Origin of the sequence: Streptomyces sp. NPDC001594, from assembly GCF_042893675.1 — a bacterium.
Taxonomy (GTDB): Bacteria; Actinomycetota; Actinomycetes; order Streptomycetales; family Streptomycetaceae; genus Streptomyces.
Map to the genome: position 1 here is coordinate 12068 of NZ_JBIAVB010000012.1, position 20361 is coordinate 32428.

10 protein-coding genes and 2 pseudogenes are annotated in these 20361 nt (G+C 74.2%); 8 read left to right on the plus strand and 4 right to left on the minus strand.

Features of this window, described 5'->3' with window-relative positions; translation table 11 throughout:
- Positions 1-12 precede the first annotated feature (12 nt).
- The 8 genes and pseudogenes from ACFY0O_RS23420 to ACFY0O_RS23455 all read left to right on the plus strand — a co-directional run bounded on the left by ACFY0O_RS23420 (position 13) and on the right by ACFY0O_RS23455 (position 15082).
- Complete coding sequence (locus tag ACFY0O_RS23420) at positions 13-7251, plus strand: amino acid adenylation domain-containing protein (RefSeq protein ID WP_388949516.1); 7239 nt, start codon at positions 13-15, stop codon at positions 7249-7251.
- 1 nt (position 7252) lies between these two features.
- A complete protein-coding gene (locus tag ACFY0O_RS23425) occupies positions 7253-8434 on the plus strand; it encodes an FAD-dependent monooxygenase (protein WP_388949518.1) in 1182 nt (393 codons plus the stop codon).
- A 56-nt stretch (positions 8435-8490) separates the two neighbouring features.
- The gene (locus tag ACFY0O_RS23430; protein ID WP_388949520.1) at positions 8491-9378 is read left to right on the plus strand and encodes an SDR family NAD(P)-dependent oxidoreductase; all 888 of its coding nucleotides are present in this window, start codon (positions 8491-8493) and stop codon (positions 9376-9378) included.
- 353 nt (positions 9379-9731) lie between these two features.
- Entirely contained in the window at positions 9732-11483 is a 1752-nt protein-coding gene (gene paaN / locus ACFY0O_RS23435; RefSeq protein WP_388949522.1) for a phenylacetic acid degradation protein PaaN, read from the plus strand.
- Positions 11480-12700: a LuxR C-terminal-related transcriptional regulator gene (locus ACFY0O_RS23440; protein ID WP_388949524.1), complete on the plus strand. Its 1221-nt coding sequence runs from the start codon at positions 11480-11482 to the stop codon at positions 12698-12700. The genes paaN and ACFY0O_RS23440 overlap by 4 nt, the downstream gene beginning before the upstream one ends.
- A gap of 61 nt (positions 12701-12761) precedes the next feature.
- Positions 12762-14213, plus strand: coding sequence for an FAD-dependent oxidoreductase (locus tag ACFY0O_RS23445; protein WP_388949527.1), 1452 nt, complete (start codon positions 12762-12764; stop codon positions 14211-14213).
- Positions 14214-14325: 112 nt separating this feature from the next.
- Positions 14326-14596: pseudogene (locus ACFY0O_RS23450) on the plus strand (leucine zipper domain-containing protein); the annotation flags it as partial.
- Positions 14597-14653: 57 nt separating this feature from the next.
- Complete coding sequence (locus ACFY0O_RS23455; protein WP_388949530.1) at positions 14654-15082, plus strand: helix-turn-helix domain-containing protein; 429 nt, start codon at positions 14654-14656, stop codon at positions 15080-15082.
- Positions 15083-15155: 73 nt separating this feature from the next.
- On the opposite strand, the pseudogene ACFY0O_RS23460 reads toward ACFY0O_RS23455, so the two are convergent.
- From ACFY0O_RS23460 to ACFY0O_RS23475, 4 genes and pseudogenes are all read right to left on the minus strand, one after another.
- Positions 15156-15434, minus strand: a pseudogene (locus ACFY0O_RS23460) (serine/threonine protein kinase); the annotation flags it as partial.
- 241 nt (positions 15435-15675) lie between these two features.
- Positions 15676-17736 (minus strand): family 43 glycosylhydrolase, encoded by a 2061-nt coding sequence (locus ACFY0O_RS23465; RefSeq protein WP_388949532.1) that lies wholly within the window; start codon positions 17734-17736, stop codon positions 15676-15678.
- 88 nt (positions 17737-17824) lie between these two features.
- Complete coding sequence (locus ACFY0O_RS23470; protein WP_388949535.1) at positions 17825-19321, minus strand: peptidoglycan DD-metalloendopeptidase family protein; 1497 nt, start codon at positions 19319-19321, stop codon at positions 17825-17827.
- Positions 19322-19329: 8 nt separating this feature from the next.
- The gene (locus ACFY0O_RS23475; RefSeq protein WP_388949537.1) at positions 19330-20316 is read right to left on the minus strand and encodes an alpha/beta hydrolase-fold protein; all 987 of its coding nucleotides are present in this window, start codon (positions 20314-20316) and stop codon (positions 19330-19332) included.
- Positions 20317-20361: the final 45 nt, after the last annotated feature.

A 20361-nucleotide genomic window follows, 5' to 3' on the forward strand; every position in this document is an offset into this window, starting at 1 on the left:
GAAGGAAGGCCGATGCCCGCTATACGCCAGCTCCCCCTGTCCGCCTATCAGCAGGACATCTGGGTCGCCGAGTCCACCGCGCCGGGTGACCCCCAGTTCAACGTGGTCCTGCACGAGCGGTTGGCCGGCGAGGCCGACGCGGACCGCTTGCGGGAGGCCCTCGAAGGGGCCCTGCGCTCCCACGACGCGTTCTCGCTGCGCTTCGACGAACACGAGGGCACCCCCTGCCAGTGGGTCGCCGCGGCCGACGGTGAGGAGGCGGCCGACCCCTGGGTCACGTACGTCGACCTGTCCGGCGAGGCCGATCCCGCGGCGGCCTGCGCCGCCTGGCGGGAGGACTCCCTCACCCGGCCCTTCACCCTGCGGCGTTCGCGACTGTTCACGGCCGCCATCCTGCGCGAGAGCGCCTCGGTCGCCCATGTGCACCTCAACGCCCACCACCTGATCGCCGACGCCTGGGCGCTCAACCGGGTCAGCCTCGACCTGTGGGAGCGCTACTCCGCCCTGACCGGCCGCGCGGCTCCCGTGGCGGCTCCCGTGGCGGCTGCCACGGCGGGCCGCCCGGTCGCCTCCCTCGTGGAGGCCGACGCCGCCTACCGGGGGTCCGCCGCCTTCGAGGAGGACCGGGCCTTCTTCCGCGAGACGCTGGCGGGCGTCCAGCCCGCCCTGTTCACCCGCGCCACCGTGGCACCCGTCGGCGGGCAGCGCCGGGCCCGGCACACCTTCACCGTCGACGCCGGTCTGGTCCGGCGCGTCCGGGACGCCGGCGGTTCCCCGTTCGCGTACCTGGCGGCCACCTTCGCCGCCTACTTCAGCCGCGTGCACCGCACGGAGGAGCTCGTCCTCGGCGTCCCGTTCCGCAACCGCCACACGGACGCCGAGCTCGACACGGTCGGCCAGCTCGCCAACAACCTGCCGCTGCGCGTGCCGGTCGGCCCGGAGACCACCCTGCCCGGGCTGGCGGCGGCCGTCCGGCGCGGTACGGACGCGCTGCGCGGCCACGAGCGGCTGTCCCTCGGGGACGTGCTGCGCGACCTCCCGGCCGCCGGTGCCGGCTCCCGCCGGCTGTTCGACATCACCCTGTCCTACCTGCGCCACCCCCGCCCCGCCCCGCTGCCGGGCACGGCGCTGGACTCCGTCGTCCTGGCACCCGTGCACCACCAGGACGCCCTGGCGGTGATGGTCCACGCCTTCGAGGACGACGCGGAGCTGCGGGTCGACCTCGACTACGCCGTGGACGTGTTCGACGAGGACCACCCCGTCACCGCCGTCGCGGGACACCTGCTGCGGCTGCTCGCCGCCGGGCTGGCCGAACCGGACCGGCCCGCGGTGACCCTGCCGGTCCTCGACGAGGCCGAGCACAAGGAGCTGACCCGGCTGTGGCAGGGGCCCGACACCCCCTACGCCCACGACCGGACCGTCCACTCCCTGATCGCCGAGCAGGCCGCCCGGACGCCCGGCCGCACCGCCGTCACCGCCGCCGACGGCACCCCGTCGCTGACGTACGCGGAGCTCGACGCCCGCTCCAACCAGGTGGCGCACGCCCTGCGCCGGCGGGGCGTGGGCGCCGGGGACCGGGTGGCCGTCCTCATGGACCGCTCCCCGCTGTTGATCGTCGCCCTGCTCGGCGTGCTCAAGTCCGGCGGCGCCTACGTCCCCGTCGACCCCGGCTACCCGGCCGAGCGGATCGCCTTCCTGCTCCAGGACAGCCGGGCCAAGGCCGTCCTCGCCGACGACGCCGGCCGGGCCGGGGACCTGTCGGTGCCGGTCCTCGCCACCTCGGAACTGCTGACCGGGCCGGACGGGCCGGTGGCGGAGCAGGCGGGCCCGCGCGACCTCGCCTACGTGATCTACACCTCGGGCTCCACCGGCCGCCCCAAGGGCGTGATGGTCGAGCACCACTCGGTGGTCAACCGGCTGGCCTGGATGCAGAACGCCTACCCGGTCGGCGAGCACGACGTCCTGCTCCAGAAGACCCCCATCTCCTTCGACGTCTCCGTCTGGGAGCTGTTCTGGTGGGCGATCGAGGGCGCCGGCCTGGCCCTGCTGCCCGTGGGCGGCCAGCGCGACCCGCGGGGCATCCTGCGCACCATCGCCGAACAGCGCGTCACCACCCTGCACTTCGTCCCCTCGATGCTCGGCCCGTTCCTGGACCTGCTGGAGGACGACCCTGGGCTGCGCGCCGAAGCCGGCTCCCTGCGCCGGGTGTTCTGCAGCGGCGAGGCCCTGCCCGCGGCGCGCGTGGAGCAGTTCAACCGGGTCTTCTCCGGCCGCGGCGCGGACGCGCCCCGCCTGGTCAACCTGTACGGCCCGACCGAGGCCACCGTCGACGTCTCCTTCTACGACTGCCCCGCCGGCGAGGGCCCGGTCCGCCGCGTCCCCATCGGCCGGCCCATCGACAACACCCGGCTGTACGTGCTCGACGCGCACGGCGGCCTCCAGCCCGCCGGGGTCCCCGGGGAGCTGTGCATCGGCGGCGTCGGCGTGGCCCGCGGCTATCTGGAGCGGCCCGAGCTGACGGCGGAGAAGTTCACCGAGGACCCCTTCGTCCCCGGCGGACGGCTCTACCGCACCGGCGACCTGGCCCGATGGCTGGCCGACGGCACGCTGGAGTACCTCGGCCGCATCGACGGCCAGGTCAAGATCCGCGGCAACCGGGTGGAGCTGGGCGAGGTCCAGAACCGGCTCGCCTCCGTGCCCGGCGTGCGCGACGCCGTGGTGGTCGACCACCAGTCGGGCGACCGCGGCCTCGTCCTGGTCGGCTACTACGTCGCCGACACCGAGCTCGGCGCAGCCCAGCTCCGCCAGGAACTGGCCGCCGTACTGCCCGAGTTCATGGTCCCGGCTCACTTCATCCGGATCGACGCCGTCCCCCTCACCCCGAACGGCAAGGCCGACCGCCGCGCCCTGCCCGCCCCCTCGGTGACCTCCGGCCGGGGGTACACGGCTCCGCGCGACGCCACCGAGGAGACCCTCGCCGCGATCTGGGCCGAGGTGCTCGGGGCCGACCGGGTCGGCGTCCACGACGACTACTTCGCGCTCGGCGGGGATTCCATCACCATGCTGCGCATCCGCTCCCGGGCGGAGCGGGCCGGCATCGTGTTCTCCCTCACGGACCTGGTGCAGCAGCCGACCGTCGCCCAGCTGGCGGCCCTCGCCACCGGGGACGCCGCCCCCGCTCCCGAGGCCGTGCTCCCCCCGTTCGCGCTGGTCTCCGGCGTGGACCGGGCCCGCCTGGAGGGCCGGGCCGACGCGTACCCGCTGACCCGCCTCCAGCTCGGGCTGCTCTACCACAGCCGGGCCGAGGGGGACTCGGCCGTCTACCGCGACGTCTTCCAGTACAGCGTGACGGCCGCGTGGGACGAGGAGGGCTTCCGGCGGGCGTTCGAGCGGCTGGTCGAGCGCCACCCCGTGCTGCGCTCCTCCTTCGACCTGGGCTCGTTCTCCGAACCGCTGCAGATCGTGGACCACCGCGTGACCGGCGGGTTCGACGTCGTCGACCTGCGCGCCCGGGAGGAGGCCGAGGCACTGGCCGGGATCGGCGCGCACATCGAGGAACGGCGCCACCACCGCTACGTGTTCGAGCGGGCGCCGCTGTACCACCTGCGCGCCCACGTCCGCCCGGACACCCTCGAACTGGTGCTGAGTTTCCACCACGCCATCCTCGACGGCGGCAGCGTCGCCACCCTGGTCGCCGAGCTGCTCCAGGACTACCTGCACGGCCTGGGCCACCCCGTCGAACCCGTAGCGGAAACGGTCCTGCCGTCCGCCGCGCACCATGTGCGGGCCGAGCGCGAGGCCCTGGAGTCGGAACGGGCCCGGGCCTTCTGGCGGGAGCGGCTGCGCGACGCGCCGCTGCTGCGGCTGGAGCCGTTCCGCGGCCACGAGGCGCCCGGCCCGGACACGCAGATCACCCGGATCGTGGACCTGCCGGCCGGCCTCACCTCGCAGGTGAACCTGTTCGCCCGGGAGCGTGCCCTGCCCGTGAAGTCGGTGCTGTTCGCGGCGCACTGCCTGACCCTGGGGCTGTTCTCCGGCTCCGACGACATCACCACCGGCCTGGTCACCCACGGGCGGCCCGAGCTGGAGGGCGGCGACCGGATCGCCGGCCTCTTCCTCAACACGATGCCCGTACGGCTGGGCATCGCCGCCGACAGCTGGGCGGACGTGGTCCGCGCCGCGTTCCGGCAGGAGCAGCAGAGCCACGCCCACCGCCGGTACCCGCTGAGCGCGATCCAGGAGGACCGGGGCGCCACCGTCCTGGAGACCGCCTTCAACTACATCCACTTCCGCCAGCTGGCCACGGTGTTCGAACTGCCCGGGGTCCGGCTGCTGGACTTCCGCACCTGGGAGGAGACCAACTTCCAGCTGCTCGTCAACGCCATGACGGACCCGGTGGACGGCTCCGTGCGGCTGCGGCTGGACCACCACGGGCTGACGTTCACCCCGGCCCAGGCCGACCTGTACGCCGAGCGGTTCACCGCGATCCTGGACCGCCTCGTCCACCACCCCGACGAGACACCGGACTTCGGCTTCCTGGCCCCCGCGGCGGAACCCGCCCCGGAAGGGCGGACGGGGACCGCCGCCGCGCCGCCGGACGTCGTACGGGCCGTGGCCGCGCAGGCCGCACGGACCCCCGGGGCCACGGCGCTGGTCTTCGGCGACCGCCGCTGGAGCTATGCCGAACTGGACCGGGCCGCCGACCGGGTGGCCCGCGAACTGCTCGCGCTGGGCTCCCGGACCGGTGACCGGATCGCCATCGCCATGGACCGCTCCCCGGAGACCGTCGCCGTGATCCTCGGGGTGATGAAGGCCGGCGCCGCGACCGTGCCGCTGGACGTGAGCTATCCGGTGGACCGGCTGACCTCGATGATCAAGCAGGCCCGGCCGTTCCGGGTCGTCACCGGCGCCGCGCACCGCTCGGTCGTGGACGTCCCTGGGCTGGTCCTGCCCGCCGAGGACCTGTTCGGCGACGAGGAAGGGCGGCCCCACCTGCCGCGCATCCCCGCGGAGGTGACCGAGGACATCACACCCGACTCGATCGCCTACGTCCTGTTCACGTCCGGTTCCACCGGAGCGCCCAAGGGCGTGGCGATGCCGCACCGTTCGCTGGCCCAGCTGGTCGCCTGGCAGAACTCCGTCCCCAGCGGTGTGGCCGGCGGGGTCACCGCGCAGTACGCGCCGCTGAGCTTCGACGTGTCGTTCCAGGAGATCTTCTCCACCCTCGCGGGCGGCGGGACCCTGCTGCTGCTCTCCGAGGAGGAGCGCCGCGACATGCCCGCCCTGCTGCGGCTGCTCGACCGGGCGGGGGTCGAGCGCCTGTACCTGCCGTACGTCGCGCTCCAGCAGCTCGCCGAAGCCTCCGACGCGCTCGGCCTGGTCCCGCGCTCCCTGCGGGCCCTGCTCTCCTCCGGCGAACAGCTGCGCGTCACCGACGAGATCCGGCGGCTGTGCGCGGCCCTGCCGGGGGTGCTGCTGGAGAACCAGTACGGGCCGACCGAGTCGCACGTGGTGACCACGTACACGATGACGGGCGATCCGGCCGCGTTCCCGGCGCTGCCGCCGATCGGGCGGGCCATCACGGGTTCGCGGGTGCACGTCCTGGACTCCCGGATGCGTCCGGTCCCGGCCGGGGTGCGCGGCGAGCTGTACCTGGCGGGCGCCTGCCTGGCGGAGGGGTACGTCGGCCGCCAGGACCTGACCGACGAGCGGTTCGTCCCGCACCCCTCCCCCGCGGCCGCGGCGGCGGGGGAGCTCCTGTACCGCACCGGCGACCTCGGCTTCGTCCTGCCGGACGGGAACGTGGTGTGCCTGGGCCGCGCGGACGCGCAGGTCAAGGTGCGCGGCTACCGGGTGGAGCCGGCCGAGGTGGAGCTGGCCATCACCCGCTTCGCCGCGGGCCACCCGGGGATCTCGGAGGCCGCCGTCGTGGCCCGCCGCCGGGAGGGCAACGACTCCTTCCTCGCGGCCTTCCTGACCGGCGACCCGGACGGGGCGGACCTCGCGCTGCTGCGCAAGCAGCTGCGGACGGTGCTGCCCGAGTACATGATGCCCTCGCACTTCGAGTGGGTGGCGGCCCTGCCGCTGACCCCGAGCGGCAAGCGGGACGACGCCGCCCTGCGGGCGGCCCCGCTGTCCGCCGCGGGCGGTGGGGACACGGCGGCCGCGCCGCGCGACGCGTACGAGCAGACCCTGGTGGAGCTCGTGGGCGACCTGCTCCAGCTGACCGGGCTGGGGGTGCACGACAACATCTTCGACCTCGGGGCGACCTCGCTCACCGCGATGCGCCTGGTGGTCCAGATCGAGCAGCGCTACGGGATCAGCGTCCCGCTGTCCGAGTTCGTCTCGGCGCCCACCGTGGCCGAGCTGGCGGGGCGGCTGCGTGCGGGCGGGGCGACGACGGCCTTCGATCCGCTGGTGCCGATCCGCCCGGCCGGGTCCAAGCGCCCGGTGTTCTTCGTCCACCCCATGGGCGGCAACGTGCTCTGCTACCTCCGCTTCGCCAAGTACCTGGAGGAGGACCGGCCGTTCTACGCCCTCCAGGCCGCGGGCGGCGATCCGGGCACCGAGCCGCTGCGCAGCGTGGAGGAGATCGCGGCGAGCTACATCGAGGCCATGCGCCGGGTGCAGCCGAGCGGTCCCTACGTCATCGGCGGCTGGTCCTTCGGCGGGTTCGTGGCCTTCGAGATGGCCCGGCAGCTGCGGGCCGCCGGGGAGGAGATCGCCCGGCTCGTCCTGCTGGACACCACCGCCCTCAACCCCGGCCGGCGGCTGACCACGGGCGACGAGGCCCTGCTGGGCTGGTTCTTCTGGGAGCTGCTGTGGCTGCGCCGCGGCGGGGACTCGCCACTGGAGCTGATCCCGGCCGAACTGACCACACTGGACGAGAAGTTCGACTTCATCGCCCGGCTGGCCATCGACGAGGGCGTCCTGCCCGCGGGAAGCGGCGGGGCCGTCGTGCGGCGCCTGTTCCACGTGTACGAGGCCAACTGGAAGGCGGCGTTCGCCTACCGGCCAGAGGTCGTCGACCAGGACATGGTCCTCATCCACGCGTCCGAGCCGCTGCCGGACGTACTCAACTCCATGCACACGGCGATCGAGAGCATGCACGCCGACCCCAGCAACGGCTGGCGGGAGCGCACCAGCGGCAGGCTCGACGTCGTGGACGTACCCGGCGACCACCTCACGATCATGGAGGAGCCGCACGTGGCCCACATGGTCCGGGTCGTCACCGAACTGATCGGACAGTGAGATGACGAAGCAGACAGACCGCAGGAAGGCCCTGGTCCTCGGGGCGGGCATCGGAGGCCTCACCGCCGCGATCGCCCTGCGCGAGGCGGGCCTGGACGTGGAGGTCCACGAGCGGGCGGGCGAGCTGCGGGCCGCGGGCTCGGGGCTGTCCGTCATGAGCAACGCCGTGGGGGCGCTGAACTCGCTGGGCGTCGGCATCGACTTGGAGAAGCGCGGGGAGGCCCTGCGCTCCTACCAGGTGAAGACGGCCACGGGCCGGCTGATCCGGGAGTTCCCGTTCCCGGAGATCATCGGCCGACTGGGCGTGCCGAGCGTCCTCATCACCCGGGCCGACCTCCAGCAGTCGCTGCTGGAGGCCGCCGAGGGCATCCCGATCCGGCTGGGTGCGGCCGCGACCGGCTTCGAGACCGACGGAGTGCCGGGCGGCGGGGTGCGGCTGTCCTTCGACGACGGCAGCACCGCCGAGGGGGACGTGCTGATCGGCGCCGACGGCTTCCACTCGGTCGTGCGCAGGCAGCTGGTGGGCCCGGAGGACTCGCAGGACAGCGGCTACGTCTGCTGGCTCGCGGTCGTACCGTTCTCGCACCCCCGGTTCACGCCGGGCTCGGTCACCCACTTCTGGGGCAGCGGCAAGCGCTTCGGCCTCGTGGACATGGGCGGCGGGCGGCTGTACTGGTGGGGGACGAAGAACATGCCCGCCGAGCTCTCGCGGGACTGGAAGGGCGGCAAGGCGGAGATCCTGCACTGCTACGAGGGCTGGGCCGACGAGGTGCGCCAGGCCGTCATCGCCACCCCCGAGGAGTCGATCATCGCGGTGCCCTCGCGGGACCGCGCCTTCCTGGAGCGGTGGGGCCGGGGCCCGGTGACCCTGCTGGGCGACGCCGCGCACCCGATGCTGACCAGCCTCGGCCAGGGCTCGGGCATGGCCATCGAGGACGCCGTGGTCCTCGGCCGGGCGCTGCGCGGTGCGAGCGACCTGCCGCGGGCCCTGCGCCGGTACGAGGACGAGCGGCGCGAGCGGACCCGCGGCATGGTCGCCGCCTCGCGCGGCATCAGCACCTTCGAGCAGTCCGAGGACCCCATCCGGCGGCCGGTGCGGGACGCCTACTTCCGGTTCATGCCGGAACGCCGGCTCACCCGCACGCTGGAGGGCGCCCTCACCTTCCCGGCGGTGGCCGGATGACCGCCCCCGGTTCTCCGGGCTCCCCCGGCTCCGCCGGCTCCCCGAGGAGGAAGTTCGTGCCGTCCGTCCCGCAGCGCCCCGCCCTGTCCCCGCGCGGCCGGTCCGTCCTGGTCACCGGGGCCTCCTCCGGGCTGGGCCGGGTCTGCGCGCTCCAGCTCGCCGACGCGGGCTTCCGGGTCTTCGCCGGGGTCCGCAGGGAGGCCGACGGGGCCGCCCTCGCCGAGGCCGCCGGCGGCTCGGGCCGGATCGTGCCGGTGGCGGTGGACGTGACCGACGAGAAGTCGGTGGCCGTGGCGGCCGAACGGGTCACGGCCGAGGTCGGCGAGGCGGGTCTGTGGGGGCTCGTGAACAACGCCGGGATCTGCGTGTCGGCGCCGCTGGAGTGCGTCTCGCCGGACCGGCTGCGCGCGCAGCTGGACACCAACGTGGTGGGGCAGCTGGCCGTCACCCAGGCGTTCCTGCCGCTGCTGCGGCGCACCCGCGGCCGGGTGGTCAACGTGACCTCGGGCCTGGGCAGTGTGGCGATCCCCTTCCTCGGGGCGTACGCGGCGGCCCAGTTCGCCAAGGAGGCCCTGACCGACGTCCTGCGCCGCGAGCTGGCCCCGCAGGGGGTGGACGTCGCCCTGGTGCAGCCGGGGGCCATCATGACGCCGATCTGGGGCAAGGTCTCCGACGTGGCGCGGGCCTCGATGGACGGAGTTCCGGAAGCGGTGGCCGAGTTGTACCGGGTCCCCTTCGGCCGTTTCCTGCACCAGAACGAGAAGCAGGCGCGGGAGAGCACCACCCGGCCGGAGGACTTCGCGCGGACGGTGCGGGTGGCCCTCACGGCCCGGCGTCCCCGGACCCGCTACCGGGTCGGGCCGGACGCCCGCAGGGTGAGCGTGCTCGCCCGGGTGCTGCCCGACGCGGCGCTCGACCGGTACCTGCGGCCGATCACCGAGTAGAACCCGCCAGTCGGTACGCCCGCCGGGGAGGGCCGAGCGACGCTATCGAGCCATCGCACGGCCGATAGCAGTGAGTTGTAGCGCAATATGGCCATCATCACGTTTTGTTCTCCCCTCCTCGGCGGGCGGCCCAAAGGGCCTCGTCCGGCCGGTGGTTCAGGTTCCGCCAGAGCCCCGACCCCACACCGGACGCGTCAATTCCGCCCCTGGGCCGTGTGAACGGCCCGTCAAATCCCACCGTGACCAGACTCCGACGTGGGTCCGAAAGTGCCGATTTACCGTGATCGTCAGGAGTTTCCACCCACGGTTCGTCCTAGGACCGCCCCCCCACCCGTTCGACAAGGATGTGGACCATGGCGCACACCCTGCCGCCGCCCGTTCCCGGAACCCACGCCGAACCGGCCCGTCCCGCCCCCCGCCACGCCGACACCCTGGAGCGGGCCCGCCAGACCCTCCGCACCCGCGCGCACTGGTCCCCGTACTCCGAGGACCCGGAGGACCCGCGCTCCTACGGCCCGGGCGCGCGGGAGGCCGGCGAGGCCGCGTTCCGCGCCCTCCTCGGCCGGGAGTTCGCCCTCGGCCAGCCCGGCCGCGACGGTACCGTCGGCCCCGCCCCGGAGACGGGCGGCGAACGCTCCCCGTACGGGGGCCCGCTGGAAGTCTCCTACCCCCACTGCGACCCCGACGTCCTGCTGCCCGCCATGCAGGCCGCCCTGCCGGCCTGGCGCGACGCCGGCCCCCGGACCCGGGCGGAGGTGTGCGCCGAGATCCTGCACCGCATCAACGCCCGCAGCTCCGAGTTCGCCCACGCGGCCGTGCACACCAGCGGCCACAACTTCCTGATGGCGTTCCACGCCGGGGCGGTGCACGCCCAGGACCGCGGTCTGGAGGCGGTGGCCCGCGCCCTGGAGGAGCAGACCCGGATGCCCGCCTCCGCGCTCTGGCGCAAGCCGATGGGCGACGGCCGGACCCTGAGCATCGCCAAGACCTTCAAGGCGGTGCCCCGCGGCATCTCGCTGGTCGTCGCCAACAGCGTCTTCCCCGCCTGGAACGGCTACCCGGCGCTCTTCGCCTCCCTGGCCACCGGCAACCCCGTCCTGGTCAAACCGCACCCGGCGGCCGTCCTGCCGCTGGCACTCACCGTCCGCATCGCCCGCGAGGTGCTCACCGAGGCCGGTTTCCCGGCCGACCTGGTCTGCCTGGCCGCCGAACACCCCGGCGAGGGACTGGCCCGGCGGCTGGCCGTCCGGCCGGAGGTGCGCCTCGTCGACTACGCGGGCACCACCGCCTTCGGGACCTGGCTGGAGGACAACGCGCGGCAGGCACGCGTGTTCACCTCCGTGTCCGCGGTCAACAGCGTGCTCGTCGAGTCGACGGGCGACTACCGCGACATGCTCGCCAACCTCGCCTTCTCCGTCTCCCTCTACAGCGGGCAGCTGTGCACCAGCCCGCAGAACCTGCTGATCCCCCGGGAGGGGATCGGCACCGACGAGGGGCACCGCTCCTTCGCCGAGGTCGTCGCCGACCTGGGCGGCGCCCTCGCCGAACTGCTGGACGACGATGCGCGGGCGTGCGGGATCCTGGGCGCGCTGCTCGGGCCCGCGGTCCGGGACCGGGTCGAGCGGGTCGCCGCCGGAGCGGCCGGGCCCGTGGCCGTGCCCTCCCGCGCGGTGCGCGACCCCCGCCACCCGGAGGCGGTCGTCCGGACCCCGGCCGTGGTGACCCTCGACGCGGGCCGGGAGGCCGACCGGGCCGTCCTGCTGTCCGAGTGGCTGGGCCCGGTGGTCTTCGCGGTGGCGGTGGACTCCGCCGCGGCCGGGGTGGAGCTCGTCGCCCGCACCACCCGCGAGTGCGGCGCGCTCTCCGTCGGCCTCTACTCCACCTCGCCGCAGGTGGAGGCGGCGATGGAACGGGCCTGCGCCGAGGCCGGGGTGATGCTCTCGGCCAACCTGATGGGCGACTGGTACATCTCCCAGTCGGCCGTCTACTCCGATCTGCACGGCACGGGGATGAACCCGTCGGGGAACGCGGTGTACTGCGACCCCGAGTTCGTGACCGCGCGCTTCCACACCGTCGGTGTGCGCCGCTACGGCGGTTCGATATGAACGGCACCCTCACCGGCCTGCCGCTGCGCGGCCGCGAGCGGGAGATGCGGACCGTCCGCGAGCTCCTGGAGTACGGCCGCCGCGCCGGGCGCGCCCTGCTGACGGTCGAGGGGATGCCGGGCATCGGCAAGACCCGGCTGCTGCGGGAGGCCGCCGCCCTCGCCGAGGGGCTGGGCTACGTCCGCCACCACCCCGACCCGTGGACGGACCGCCCGCCGGGGCGCCGCGGCGGCGCCGCGGCCGGGCACGCCCGGGGCCGGCCGGGCCGCTGCCCCGTCGCGACGAGGCCCGTCCTCGTCCTCGTCGACGACGCCCGGCCCGCCCCCGACACCCCGCCGCGCGGGCCCCACGCCCCCCGCGAGCACGGCGGCGACGAGCGGCCCGTCGTCTGGCTGGTCTCCCACCGGCCCGGCACGGGCCCCGTCCTGCCGCCCGGGCCCACGGGGCGCAGCGAGCGGCTGTCCCTCGGCCCGCTCAGCCCGTCCCACGCCCTGGACCTGGCCCGCGACCTGCTGGGCGTCGAACCGTCGCCCGACCTGGTCCGGCTGCTGGACCAGGCCCGCGGACACCCGCGGCTGCTGCTCGAACTGCTCGCCGGGCTCCGGGAGGAGGGCTCCCTCGCCACCGTGGACGGGGAGGCCCGGCTGCTGACCACCCGGCTGCCCGCCCGGCTGTCCCTGCGGGCGAGGGCCACCATGGAGCGGTTCTCCCCCGAGTGCCGCCAGCTGCTGCGCGTCGCGGCCGTCCTGGGGTGCGAGGTCGTCTACGAGGACGTGGCCCTGCTGCTGCGCACCTCGGTCTCGGCCCTGCTCCCGGCCCTGGAGGAGGTCGCGGCCACCGGTGTCGTGCGCCACGAGGGGGACCGGGCCGTCTTCGCCGGGCCGCTGCTGCGCCGGCTCGTCGCCGAGTCCGTGCCCGAGTCGCTGCGGCTGTCCCTGCAGCGGGAGGCCGCGGCCCTACGGACCACGACGGGGCTCCCGCCGGCGCCGCCCGCCGGACCCGAACTGAGCCGGCAGCAGCGGGAGCTGGTGGGGCTGGTGCGCGAGGGCCTCACCAACCAGCAGATCGCCCGGCGCCTGGCGCTGTCCCCGCACACCGTCAACTACCACCTGCGCAAGCTGTTCAAGGCGTACGGGGTGAGCTCGCGGATCGACCTGCTGACGGCGGCGGAGCACCTGGACCCCACCGGCAGGGCGGCCCGCGCCCGCCAGAACTGACCCCGCGCGCATCACCCCCCGCACACCCGTACACCCGTACCGACCGTGGAGAGCCGTACCCGTGACCGATCCCGACCTCCTCCTCACCGGCACCTGGCCCCGCCCCGGTACCCCGCCGCCGGCCCGGCGCACCGCCTGGCTCCGCGACGCCCTGGCCGCCGAACCCGACGACGGCCGCGCACCGCAGCTGCTGGAGGAGGTGCGCTGCGACGTGCTCGTCGTGGGCGGCGGCTTCACCGGCCTGTGGACCGCCCTGGAGATCCTGCGGCGGGCCCCCGGCACGGACGTCGTGCTGATCGAGGCCGACGTGTGCGGAGCGGGCGCCAGCGGCGCCAACGCCGGCTATCTGATGCCGATGTGGGCACGGTTCAGCAGCCTGGTCGCCATCGGCGGCCACGAGGAGGCACGCCGCATCGGCGAGGCCTCCGCGCGGGCCGTCGACGAGATCCTCGACTTCGCCGGCACCCACGGCATCGACATCGAGCACCGGCGCGGCCCCTGGATGTGGGCCGCCTCCTCCCCCGCCCAGCGGGGGGCCTGGCGGCAGACCCTGGAGGACCTGCGGCGGGCCGGCGTCGAGCCGCTGCACGAGGTCTCCGCGGCGGAGTCGCGCCGCACCGTCGGCACCCGCAGCCACTTCGGCGGCGTCATCGACCCGGGCTGCGCCACCCTGCAGCCCGCCAAGCTGACCCGTGGGATGCGCCGCGTCGCACTGGACGAGGGCGTCCGCATCCACGAACGCACCCCGCTGACCGCCCTGCGCAACGCGCCCGGCGGCGCCACCACCGCGCACACGCCGTACGGCCGGGTGTACGCGGACCGGGTCGTCCTGGCCGTCAACGCCTGGGCCGCACGGCTGGAGGACCTCGGCCGCCGCATGGTGACCGTGGCCAGCGACACCGTCCTGACCCGGCCCGTCCCGGAGCGGCTCGCGGCGCTCGGCTGGGACGGCGGGACCTCGGTCTGCGACGCGCGGCGGCGGCTGAACTACTACCGCACGACCCCGGACGGCAGGCTGGTCTTCGGCAAGGGCGGCTCCGGCGTGGCCTACGGCCACGCGGGACCCGACACCCTGTGGGGCGACGCCCTGCGACCCGCCGAGCTCCACGCGCAGCTGGGCCGGCTCTTCCCGGAACTCGCCGACGCCCCGGTGGACATGGCCTGGACCGCGCCGGTCGAGTACTCGACCACCTCGCTGCCGTTCGCCGGCTGGCTGAAGACCGTCCCCGGCGTCTGCTACGCCACCGGCTACTCCGGGGACGGTGTGGGCCCGTCCCGGCTGATGGCCAAGGTGCTGGCCTCGCTCGTCCTGGGCACGAAGGACGAATGGTCCGGCTCCGCCTTCACCCGCCCGCCGGGCGGCTGGCTCCCCCCGGAACCGGTCCGCTACCCGGGAGCCCGGCTGGTCATCCCCGCCCTGCGGGCGGTGGAACACCGCGAGGACCACGGCCGTCCCGTCCCGTCCCTGGTCAGGCGCCTCGCCTCGCTGGACCCCTCCAGCTTCCGCCGCTGACCGCGCCTTGCGCGCCTGCCTGCCCAGGTGTGTTGTCCCGGGACGTCGGTGACACGCGTGCTGGGTTCTTGAAATGGGCGAGGGCCTCCGGGTTCGGTGTGGATTGCGACATCTGCACCTAGCCGAGGAGGCCCTCGTCCCCCACCGTAACGCCCCGCTGACCGAGACCGGGCGACTTCGCCTGGCCCGCTGTGTCGTCGACGACGGCCGGCCCCTTCGCCGGGCAGCGGAACGCTTCCAGGTCAGCCACACCACCGCCGCCCGCTGGGCCACCCGCTACCGGCGGCTCGGCATCGCCGGAATGAGTGACCGCTCCAGCCCAGCCCCACCACCAGCCCCGGCGAACGCCTGCCGAGGTCGAGACGGAAGTGCTCCGCCTCCGGCGCGAACGATTCCGGCGCGCGCCTCGCGGGTGCGGTGCTCAGTCGTGATGGGCGAGTTTGGCCGCCGCCGACTTGGACGCGGACTACGCGGCGGACCGCCGGGGCAGCGCGGTGATGGCGTTGATCCTCCTGGAGACGGCAGCCCTGTCCGAGGTACCGCTGCACGTCGCCCTCCCCCACGAGCAGCCGTTCGCCCGGCTGTGCCGTGACTACCTCGCCGACCCCGACCTGGCGGTGACCAACACCGACTGGGCCCGCGCCGCCGCCATGAGCGAGCGCATGTTCACACGGCGGTTCCGGGGCCTGACGGGGACCAGTCCTGCGGCCTGGCGCTCCCGGGCCCGGCTGCTCGCTTCGATCCCACTGCTGCGCCACCGGACCGTGACCGAGGTCGCGACGGTGCTCGGCTACGCCTCCCCGGCAGCCTTCTCGTACGCGTTCACCCGCGCCTTCGACGTGCCGCCCTCCTCCATGAGGCGCCGCTGACCGGCAGCCACGGCCCGCGCGGAGGCCCTGCGGGAGCGGCCGCCCGCTGACATCCGGCCCCGCCCCGCAAACGTCAGCGCTGCTCCCAGCGAGCCGGCAGGTGCTCCTCCCGTACGAGCCCGAGCCGCAGCGCGAGCCCCACGATCTCCTCCCGCTTGCCGTTCCGGCGCTCGCTCCTGCCGGGTTCGCGCAGGCCCGGGGCACCGATGCGCAGCTTCTCCTCGGCGAGGTAGTCGATGTGCGAGCTGATCGCACGCGCGGTCAGCGTGCCGCAAGTGGGGTGCCCCCTGAGCCGCTCGACGGTCTGGGGAGTCGTGGGGACCGCCACACGGGACTGGTCGCGCAGGCGCGGGGCGACGCGGATCTCCCCGGCGAGCCGGGAGATCGCATGCCGAGCGGAACGGAGTAGCAGACGGTGCGGCCGGCACAGGGGCATCGGAGTGGTATCCGTCCCTCCGGCCGCGGCCGCCGATGGCCTGCCACGGCCCCGCCAGGGTGGGGGAGGGCGCGTGTCCGGCGGTCACGCCGCCGCCTGCCCGTCCTTTCCCCCTTTCACTTGGCGAAATCCACACTCCACGATCCGCCCTGCGCACTCAGAGAGCGGGACTGCCCGATACGACGGGGACGACCGCTCGGTCGCCGAAGGCCGTCCACGGCTGCCATCCGCCACTCGGCCGGTCCTGGACGCGGGTGCGGATCCGGCCCTCGGCAGTGACGGCGAAGACGTGCGTCCGCCCGGTGGTATCGAGCGCGGCGGCCGGGGTGGCGGCAAGCCTGGTGCCGGGCTCGCCGAACTCCCCACCGGAATACCAGCTTCCGCCGGAGGTGGTCTGCCAGCGGTGGCCGAGCCGGGCGCCACCGGGCGTCAAGGAGAAGGCCTCCAGGCGGCCGTCGGCGTTGACGGCGAACGCCGGGGCGGCGGCGCTCCAACCGAACAGGGGCAGCCAGTCGTCCCAGCCGCCGTTCGCCGCGAACTGCCGCCGGGCGAAGGTTCCCACGCCCGACGGTCCGATCGCGGCGACGGTGAGCCGGCCGCTGCCGTCCCGGGCCACCCGCGGTGCGGCGCCCGCCGCGGTGCCGAAGCGGTGCCATGCGGCGGTCCAGGCACCGCCCGGGGTCTCCTGCCACCGGTGGAAGATCCCGGCGCCGCCGGGCGAGAGGGCGAACACCTCCAGGCGGCCGTCCGCGTTGGCCGCGACCACCGGGGGCGCGCCCGCCGCCCCGCCGAAGCCGGGCTCCCACGGGTCCCAGGCCGGGGATCCGGGTGACCGCTGCCGTCGCCGGGCGACGGAGGCGCCGCCGGGGCTCAGGGCGAACACCTCCAGCCTGCCGTCGGCGTTACGGGCGACGGCAGGGGCGGCGCCGGCCGGGCCTGCGAACTCCTCCCAGTCGTACCAGCCTCCGTCCGGCCGCTGCACCCGGTGGTGCAGGCCGGCTCCGCCCGGGGCGAGCGAGAACACCTCGAGCCTGCCGCCGGCGCCCTGGCCGAGGGTGGGAACGGCCCCGGCCGGCCCTCCGAAGGGCTCCCACTCCGACCAGGCGTCGGTGTCCGGGGCGAGCTGGACGCGCCGCAGCATCGAGCGGTCGGAGGCGTCGAGCGCGAACACCGTGAGGCGGCCGCCGACGTCGAGGCCGGCCACCGGATTGTCCGCGCTCTGCCACGGCGGCGGCGTGTCCCGCCACTCCAGGGGCGCCACATGCAGCCCGTTCCGGAACCAGCCCGCAGCGCTGGCGTACCAGGTGTCCCCGTCCGCGAAGACCTCGACGGCGTGGCCGGACACATGGCCCGCGTAGCCGTCGAGGCCGAAGCGGTAGGGGTCCCGGGACGCCAGCACGTCCGTGCCCTCGTAGCCGCCCCTCGGTCCCGTGAACAGGTAGTACCAGCCGTCCCGTTCGACTACGTACGGCGACTCGGTGACCGAGACGGTCGTGTCCGTGGTCGCGTCGGTGAACGCGACGCCCGGCTCGCTCCAGTGCAGCAGATCGGCGGACCGCCGGAAGGCGACGACGTGGTGGCCGCCCGCGCCGGAGAGCTCCGTGTAGTACATGACCCATTCGTCGCCGACCCGCAGCACCATGGGGTCGCGCGCCGCGAGTCCGCGGAAGAGCGGGCCGGACGGCTCGCGCGTCCAGTTGAACAGGTCGGGCGAGGTGGCAAGGTTGATCGCGGCGCCGCCCGTGCCGCCCGCTCCGCCCGCGGCGTAGAACATCCAGAACCTGCCACCCGCGGCGACGACGTGGGGCGCCCACAGGTGTTCCTCGCCGAAGTAGGAGGGGTCGACGGTGAGCGCGTCGGCGTGGGTGGTCCACGGACCGTTCGGGCTCGGCGCGGAGGCGTGGACGAAGGAGGTCTCCCCCGTGCTGTCCGGGGATTCGCCGCGCGGAGCGCTGTTCCCGACGATGCTGAACAGGTGCCAGCGGCCCTGGGCCTTGATCAGGGTGTGGTCGTTGAGGTAGCGCGGGCCCGCGGGGGTGGACGGGTCGTAGACGTACGCGAAGGGGCCGGTGCCGACCCACCGGGCGGGCGGTACGACATCGGCGGCGCGGTAGGCGCCGGCCGGGGCCGCGGCCGCGGTCCGGCCGGTGTCCAGGAACGGGAGTGCGCCCGCCCCGGCGGCGCCCCGCAGGAGGGTGCGTCTGCTGATCGCGGGCATGAGTCCCTCCGGGGAGGCCGCGCGGCCGGCCGTGCCCGAACGGGGGGACGGCCGACCATGGGGCGCGCGTGTGGCGGTCGGAGACCGGTCAGCCCTGGGTGGGGCCGGCGGTGGTGTTGAGCCAGGTCCATTCGGACCAGGTGGAGAAGCCGGTCTGCCATTTGTGGAAGGTGCCGGTGTGGTTGGTGCCGAAGACTTCCATCCGGCCGTCGGCGTTGGTGACCGCCGTGACCTCGGTGCCGCCGCCGCCGAAGGCGTTCCAGTCGCCGTACGCCCCGTTGACGGCGCGCTGCCAGGTGTGCATGGCCGTACTGCCGTTCATGGCGAAGACCTCGACCCGGCCGTCCGGTGTGCGTTCGCTGCTGAGTTGCGCGTCGGCGGGACCGCCGGTGCCTTCCCAGCCCGACCAACTGGCCTCGTTGGTCTGGTACTTGTGGAACACCCCGTTCGGCCCGGAGGCGAACACCTCCAGGCGGCCGTCGGCATTGTGGTCGACGGTGAGGTCGTGGCCGCCGCCTCCGAAGGTCTCCCACGGGGACCAGCCGCCGCTGGGGGCCGTCTGGTAGGCGTGCTGGAAGGTGTCGGCGCCCAGGGCGAACACCTCCAGGCGGCCGTCGGGCGACTTCTCCATCTCCACCCGGCTGTCGGCGGGGCCGCCGCCGGTGGCCTCCCACTCCGACCATCCGCCGTTGGGAGCGAGTTGGTACCGGTGGAAGAGGCCGACGGGTCCGGAGGCGTAGACCTCGATGCGGCCGTCGGCGTTGACCCCGGCCGCCGTGTCGCGGCCGCCACCGCCGAAGGTCTCCCAGTTGGACCAGCCACCGGAGGGGGACAGCTGCCAGCGGTGCTGGAAGGTGCTGCCCGACAGGGCGAACACCTCCAGACGGCCGTCCGCGTTGGGCGCGATCGCCAGTTCGGCGTTGCCCGGCCCGTCGAGCGGTTCCCAGGCCGACCAGTTGCCGTTCACTTCCTGCTGCCAGGCGTGGTGCACCCCGTCGGCGCCGGCGACGAACACCTCGAGCCGTCCGTCCGCCGACCGCGCCGACACCACGCGTCCCGACTCCGCCGGATACACCGGCGGCTTGGGCCGCGGCCCGCTGCCCGGGGTGCAGGGCAGGACGACACCGCGCTCCGCCAGGTAGACCTCGGGGTCGATGCCATAGGAGGTGGACCGGTCCCCCCAGATCCGCAGGTGGAGGTGGGAGCCGTCGACGTTGGTGCCCTCCGCGCCCATCAGGGCGATCTGCTGGCCTGCCACGACGTGGTCGCCCACGGAGACGTCGCGGCGGGACATGTGCCCGTACTCGGAGATCCGCCCGTCGGGGTGCAGCACGCGGATCCACTGGCCGTAGTCGCCGGTGTATCCGGAGATGGTCACTTCGCCGTCGCCGACGGCGTAGATCGGTGTCCCGACGTCGTTGGCGATGTCGACGCCGTTGTGGCCGCCGTGGAAGTGCTGGGACACCCAGCCGGTGGTCGGGCAGGCCGCGGTGAGCTCGGCGGGCCGGGCCTCGGCCGAACCCGTGGCGGCCGGCACCGACAGCGCCGAAAGGAGTACGGCAGTCGCCGCCAGGACGCGGATCAAGGGGCCACTCACGCCTTGCGCAGCCGGTCGATGATGCCGTTGATGTCGTCCTGCAGCAGATCCCGGCGGACATAGTGACCGCCGCCCACCTCGTGCTGCTCGTAGGGGATGCCCGCGCGGTCGAGGTTCCACTTGAACTCCCGCTGGGTGGCCAGCACCAGGGTTTCGTTGGCGTAACCCTGGATGTCCTCGGGGCTGGTGCCGGCGACCAGGAAGACCCGCTTGTTCCGGTAGCTCTCGATGCGCTCGCACGGGTTGTCCGCGCTGACCCGGGCCTGGTCCCAGAAGGGCACGCCGTAGATGCTGCCGCCGTTCAGTTCCACCGCGGCGGAGGAGGCGTTGGCCCAGTGGGTCACCAGGTCACCGTTGCCCCCGCGCAGGTTGGCCGGGCCGGAGTGGGCGCTGACCGAGGCGAAGTGGCCGTAGTACTTGGCCGCGTACTTCAGGGCGCCGAAGCCGCCCATGGAGAACCCGGAGACGGCGCGGCCGTCGTATTCGGCGTAGGTGCGGAAGTTCGCGTCGATCCAGGGGATCAGCTGACCGATGTGGAAGTACTCCCAGTTCCGGGCACCGATGTTGGAGCTCACCGGGTTGGAGTACCAGCCGGCTCGCCCGCCGTCGGGCATCACGACGATGAGGTCCTTCCAGGCGGTCAGACCCCGGATGTCGTGGAACCGGTCGAAGGTGATGAAGTCCTCCAGGCCACCGTGGAGCAGGTAGAGGACGGGGTAGCGGCGCCCGCTGGTGTGGTAGCCGTCGGGGAGCAGCACGTTGACGGCCGGGGTCCAGCCGCCGATGGCGGCCGTCTGGAACCGGTAGTACCACATCCGGGGATCCTGCTCGCCGCGTTCCGTGATGTGCAGGCCGGGAATGTCACCGACGGCGGAAGCGGTCGGCGCGGCGGCGAGGACTCCCGCGCCTCCCAGGGCCATCGCGGCCGTGAGGCCACCGGCGGTCTTCAGGATGTTCCTGCGGCTGGGGTGCTGCGCGCTCAATGGGTCCTCCTGGTCGGGATCCTGACGATGCGTGTGGAAGGTAGC